The organism is Nonomuraea antri, from assembly GCF_013283785.1.
In the GTDB taxonomy this organism is placed as follows: domain Bacteria; phylum Actinomycetota; class Actinomycetes; order Streptosporangiales; family Streptosporangiaceae; genus Nonomuraea; species Nonomuraea antri.
Genome location: NZ_JABCPZ010000002.1, coordinates 120,355 through 126,476, shown reverse-complemented (window position 1 = coordinate 126,476; position 6,122 = coordinate 120,355). Strand labels below are relative to the sequence as shown.

The 6,122-nt window shown below is 67.7% G+C and carries 4 protein-coding genes and 1 pseudogene; 2 read left to right on the top strand and 3 right to left on the bottom strand.

The genetic code is table 11. The features are described 5' to 3' along the window. The coding region (locus HII36_RS01290; RefSeq protein ID WP_217369017.1) for a NucA/NucB deoxyribonuclease domain-containing protein at positions 1-1,861 on the top strand (1,861 nt) is incomplete at its 5' end. Between the two features lie 67 nt (positions 1,862-1,928). Then, positions 1,929-2,534: a DUF6461 domain-containing protein gene (locus tag HII36_RS01285; protein WP_236003067.1), complete on the top strand. Its 606-nt coding sequence runs from the start codon at positions 1,929-1,931 to the stop codon at positions 2,532-2,534. A 199-nt stretch (positions 2,535-2,733) separates the two neighbouring features. On the opposite strand, the pseudogene HII36_RS59450 reads toward HII36_RS01285, so the two are convergent. From HII36_RS59450 to HII36_RS01275, 3 genes and pseudogenes are all read right to left on the bottom strand, one after another. Then, positions 2,734-2,857, bottom strand: a pseudogene (locus tag HII36_RS59450) (IS982 family transposase); the annotation flags it as partial. Between the two features lie 186 nt (positions 2,858-3,043). Continuing rightward, complete coding sequence (locus tag HII36_RS01280) at positions 3,044-4,510, bottom strand: FHA domain-containing protein (RefSeq protein WP_173521129.1); 1,467 nt, start codon at positions 4,508-4,510, stop codon at positions 3,044-3,046. A 355-nt stretch (positions 4,511-4,865) separates the two neighbouring features. Beyond that, complete coding sequence (locus HII36_RS01275) at positions 4,866-6,011, bottom strand: site-2 protease family protein (protein ID WP_328807546.1); 1,146 nt, start codon at positions 6,009-6,011, stop codon at positions 4,866-4,868. Positions 6,012-6,122 lie beyond the last annotated feature (111 nt).

Sequence of the window (6,122 nt, the reverse complement as noted above, 5' to 3'; positions counted from 1 at the left end):
CGGCTCCTACGCCGGCATCACCATCGCTTCGGGCAAGTTGACCGACGGGTGGAAAGTACGCTGGCGCGCCCGCGCAACCGCTGGAGGCGTCAACGGCGCCTGGACCACCTGGCACGCTCTCAGCGTGGACATCTCCAAACCGACGGTGACGAGTGAATATGCGACTCCCACCAGCGATGAGGAGGGCACGGTCACCTCGACCTTGACACCACGATTCATCGGCACGCTCAACGATCCAGACGGTCGCTCATCGACCATGACCGTGGAGGTGGAACATGACCCAACCACCTCCGGCCAAGGCAGCGGTCTGATCTGGACGGGCAGCACCACCACAGCCGTAGGCAACGGCTCCTACGCCGGCATCACCATCGCTTCGGGCAAGTTGACCGACGGGTGGAAAGTACGCTGGCGCGCCCGCGCAACCGCTGGAGGCGTCAACGGCGCCTGGACCACCTGGCACGCTCTCAGCGTGTCTACTTCTACGGCAGCCGCCCCATCCACTGAAGTGAGAGCTCCGGCTGGAGTGACCGCCGTAACGGACAGGAACACCAGCGGTCCGTTCGACTATGAGCGCATGAGCCCCGCGGACTGCAACGCGGAGCGTCTCAAGTCATCGCGCCCCTGGCACGGATTCGGCTGGACTGTCCTGCGTCCCTACACCGGTTGCTACAGCCGGATCGCAGGATGGGGCGACTGGGAGGTCGACCTCTACACCGGGGTACCGAAGTCGCCGTGCCCGAAGTCCCAAGGCGTCAGGATGACCGTCAACGTCATCATGTACACCAACCTCGGCACCACCAAGGATGGGCCGGTCGTATACGGACAGAACAACCCTAATCTGAAGGCCAGAGACATCAGCATCTGGATCAACATCAGCGAACTCATAGTCGTGGGCGCCAACTGCGTCCAGACGAACGTGCTCGACGGGCGCAACATCACGGTCAGGGTGGAGGCCGCAGGGTCCGACAACTCCGACTGTGACATGATCGAGGGCCCTGAAGACGGAAAGAGAATCGCCACGATCGGTGAATTCAAGCGAAACGGCCAGACTGCATTCGTCTTCCGGTCCCAGGGCTCCAAGTGGGGAAACTGCACCCTGCGCCCCAAGCTCTATCCCGGGGTCAGCATCGACTTTTTCGATCCGGAACCGTTCAAGCTGTGGCACCACCTTGGGACCGAACAGATCCCCACTCGGCCAAAGGGCGATTTTCCCTTCGTCGCCCGCTGCGACAGCATTCGACTCAGTTATCCGGCGCGCAGGTCCAATGGCGACTTCTATTGGCCCGGCCACACCGGCGGATGCAGAATTCTCGGCGCCGACCGTGTCTACACCATGTACACGGAAGATCCCTTCCGTGGAGAGGTGGCGAGACATATCAGGGACGCCTTCCAAACCCCGGAGGCGACCGATCCGAAGCTGGATCGGCAAGGCCAGCCCATCACCAAGAAGTTCCCTGGCAACTACGACGTGATACCCAGGCCGCCCTTGACCAGGCGGGCGAACAGCGAGCTCGCGCCCGACGGCGTGCTGCTGAACGGAAAGAACCGCACCCAGATGACCTGGTACTGTCCGAGGCTCAGTGGGAACGGCCCGGGCAAGGAGTGTGATGAGTATCCGTTCCGCTCCACCTTCCAAGCGATTGGCGTCGAGGGCAAAATGGTCAACAATGTCTGGACGCCTACGTTAAACGCCTCACTTCGCATGGTGAGCGAGGCGCACAACGAAGCCGCCGGTTTTGATCTGGGAGCCTTCTACTCCCGCTATCGCGTCTTCACTTCGAGCTCCCGTGAAGGCGGCGCGGGCAACTGGCCGTCCAATGCCTTCTGGGTCAGAATCCGCGCGGGCGCTCCACCGTCATAACTCCACAGTCAGGAGGGGGCATCTCCGGGATGCCCCCTCCTGGCGCACCGACAATCGAGAGGTGATCATGCGGGCGCCGACGTATCTGCACGACCTTCTGGTCTCGACCCTCTTCAACGAAGAACTCGATCACGACATGGACCTGTGGTCGCTGGGATTCAGCGCCCTTTGGATCAAGGGAGCGGATCTCGACACCCTCGCCCAAGCCTTCTCCTTGGACCTTTCCACCCGCGTCCCGAGCCACTTGAGCGAAATCCTCGACCACAACGGCGACGACGGTTCCCTCTGGGTAGCAGAGGCCGGAGGGTGGACGGGCCTCCTGCCGGCACGTTCAGACGACGCCTTCCTGCTGTCGCTGACCGAAGGAGGCCGTCACGCTCTCAGCTTCAGCATGGACATCAACGGCCATGACCGCTTCAAGTACATCCGAGACGGGGACATCATCGTCTCTTTCCGGCCCACCTGGCCCGACTCCAAGCGCGGCAGCGACCCGCACGCGCTCGATCACTTGATGGATGGGCTCCGCTTTCAGGTCGGTGAAGAGGACAGCCCCGTGGAAGAGGACGAGAGCATCAGTTCGGCCCTGGCGTTGATCGGCCGCATAACGGAAACAGATCTGGCTGCTGACTGGCTTGAGGCGGTGCACTCTCGCATTGGACTGACCTCAAGGTGACGGGGGCCAACTCCGGTGTATTGGCCGGAGATTGGTCGCTATCCCCTCACGTGAGCCCAGGCCGGCTTGTAGTTGGTGATTCTCGTGAGATCACGCGGCTGGGCGCGGAGAGCAAGAAGGCGCACAAGGCCAGTTTCGTGAAAACCTCGGGGTTCTGCCGTAGAGCCGGCCGCCTGGACGAGTGAGTCCTACCGTCGGGTCAGTGGTCGTGGGCGATCAGTGGTCTGGTGACGGGCCGGCCAGATGTCGGCGGTCAGAGCCAGGATGCGCTGAGCGATCCGGGCGGCGACTCCGGTGACTGTACGGCCGCCATGCAGTTCCAGGGTCGAGCCGGTAGCCCCAGCCCGCCAACCGGCCAGGTCCGAGCGCAAGACGGTGAGGCCTGAACGGCCGCATTCGATGGGGTAGCACTCCGCGCTGCGGCGGCTTAGGACTTACTCAACCAGCGGCCCGGCACGCGAGAACGCTCGCACCCCGTCGAGGAGAGGGGGCGCGAGCGTTCTCGGGTGTCAGCCTCGGTGCGCCTCGAAGCGCATAGTGCGGGAGACGCCGACGCGCACGGTGGTGCCCGGCGCGATGGTGACCGGCTCGTTGGGCGGGATGTCGTAGAAGTTCGGGTCGCCCGGCGGCTGGATCTGGGTGCCGTTGACCGAGCCCAGGTCGACCAGGTTGACGTCCCAGCCGTCGAGCGCCACGCGCAGGTGGCGGCGCGAGACCGAGCCGTCGGGGCTGGTGACCTTGGCCGGCCTGGCCGAGCCGCCGGCCACCTCGGGCGCCCGCTCGGGGTCGCGGCCCAGCAGGTAGTCGCTCTCCAGCGGCAGCGCGGTGCCGTCGTCGAGGATGAGCACGCCGAGCGAGGGCCGCGGTCCCTTGTACGGGACGAGCGTGCGCTGCACCAGCGCGATGCCGCAGACCGCGCAGTAGGGCACCCGCGGGTCGTTGAAGTGGTCGTTCTTGCAGTCGACGCCGTAGACCAGCGGCCGCTCGCCGTGCTCGGGCTGCTGCTCCTGGGGCGGCCCGGGCTGCTCGTAGTGGTCGGGGACGCCGAGCACCGGCGGGCCGGCCTGCTCGTAGTGCTGCTCGGGCGGGCCCATGGGCAGGCCCTGCTCGGCCATGCCGTTGTTCGAGGGCAGTTCGTCGTAGGAGGGGAACTGCGGCTCGTGGACGGGCGGCGGCTGCTCGGGCGGCGGCAGGTAGGGCGACTGCTCGACGATGGGCTGCGGGGCCGAGGGCTGCGGCCCGGACGGCGGGCCCTGCGGGTAGTTCTGCTGGTGACTCTGCTGGTGGCCTTGTTGGTGGCTCTGCTGATGGCTCTGCTGGTGGCTCTGGTGCGGGTATTGCGGGCCCGACGGCGGCTGCGGCGCGAACTGCGGCTGGTCGGCCAGCGGGTACGGGGGCCGTTCGACCGGCGCGACCGGCGGCACCAGGTCGGGGTCGACGTGCACGCCGGTCTGCGGGAGGTCGGCGGTGCGCGGCCGGGACGGCGCGGCGAACCTGGCGGGCTGGTCGGTGAGGTCGCCGACGAGGCCGCCGCCGTGCACGACGCCACCGTCGAAGGCGACGGCCGGATGCGGGGTGCCGGCGCCGGGCAGGCTCAGCTCGACGCGTTCGATGGTGCCGGTGATGAGCCGGTCGGCCCAGGTGAGTGAGTCGCTGCCGGACAGCCGGGTCTCGCCGCCCGGGGTGGCGACGGTGGCCGAGGCCGAGCCGCTGACCAGCACGGCGACGCCGCCGCCGACGGGACCGGCGACCGCGCAGGTGGCCGGGTCGCCCGCCATGTTGGCCGCGAGGACCTGGGCGGCGCGCCGCGCCAGCGCCCGGCCGTCGCCGCCGGAGGCGGCGGTCTCGCGCAGGGCGTCGATCAGCCCGGCGGCGGCGCCTTCGCCGGCGTCGCACACCAGCAGCAGCCCGCCCATGTAGGCGACCAGCCCGTCACCAGGGAGCGGACGCACCACCCCGAAGCCTTGGTCGGTCATGAGCCCTCCTCCATGACGACCGTGCTGCGCTCATCGGTGCCCTCGCTACGCTCGGTCACTCAACTCTCCTCCCCGGAAGCCGGCGATGTTACGGCACCCGCACTGCCGTGCCGGCCACCAGCCATACGCATACCCAGACGACGAGGCCGGGCCGCGGCCCACCCGTCTCGATTCGATGAACCGGTGGACCGCAACAAACCCCTCGACTGTGCAAGTTTGGCCAAACAGCACACTATCGGCCAGACGTCTCGTCTTCGAATCGCCGGACGATCTTCCAGCGACCCGGAAACCGCTGGGTACGACCCTATCCAGGGCTTGTCGCTTTAACGAGTGGGACAAATCAGACGCCTCACGATCAGACGCCCGTGAAGACCCGGTTCACGTCGGCCGTGGCCAGCACGCCGTAGATCTGGCCGCCGCTTTCCACCAGCAGGTATTCGCCGGACGGCGCCTCGCGCATGGCGTCGATGAGCGGCTCGCCCACCAGGTCGGCGGCCAGCACCATGGACGGCTCCAGCGACCTGGCCACCGAGCCCACGTTCACCCAGGGCCTGCGGTGCTCCGAGGTGGCCTGGACGGCGGCCTCGTTGACGATCGCCAGCGGCCCGCCGTCGTGGTCGACGACCACGATCGCGCCGGCGCCGGACTCGGTGGCCTGCGCCAGCGCCTGGGCCAGCGGCGTGTCGGCGGTCACCGGGATCGCCCTGCGCGCCAGCGAGCGCGCGTTGACCTGCGGGATGCGCGCCCTGATGCGGGCCACGCGCAGCGACTGCGACGCGCCCATCCAGATGAACGCGCCCAGGATCATCGGCCACAGCAGGTCGCCGATCTCGCCCTCGGCGAAGCCGCGCCCGCTGAAGTAGGCCATCGCGAACGGCAGCAGGATGACCACCACGGCCAGCACCCGGCCGCCCCACGCGGCCACGACCGTGCCGGAGCCGGGGTTGGCGGTGACCTTCCACACCCCGGCGCGCAGCATGCGCCCGCCGTCGAGCGGCAGCCCTGGCAGCAGGTTGAACACGCCGACGATGAGGTTGGCCAGCCACAGCTGCAGGATCAGCACCTTGGGCACGCCGTCGCCGGTGACCAGGTAGGTGTCGGCCAGGAAGCCGGCGCCGGCCAGCCCCAGCGACAGCGCCGGGCCGGCCGCGGCCACCATGAACTCCTTGCCCGGCGTGGGCGGCTCCTTCTCGATCTCGGAGACGCCGCCGAGCAGGTAGAGGGTGATCCTGCGCACGGGCAGCCCGTAGGCCTTGGCCAGCACGCTGTGCGCCAGCTCGTGCAGCAGCACCGAGATGTACAGCAGCACCGCGAACGCGAAGGCCACCGCGTAGGCGCCGGCCTCGCTGACGTCGGGCAGCATGTAGCGGAAGCGCGGGCCGAAGGAGAAGGTGATGAAGGCCGCCACGATGAACCAGGTCCACGAGACGTACACCGGGATGCCGAACGGCTTTCCCATCCGAAGGCCGGAGAACTCCCGCCGCGGGCTCTGCTCGCTCACCGCACTCCCTTGGTTCCACGTGGTGTCGCTGCCTTGATGCTACGCGCCCGATCAGGTGATCCGGTTTTCACGGGGTCGTTCATGGGTTCACGCACGGGGTCATTCTGTCGG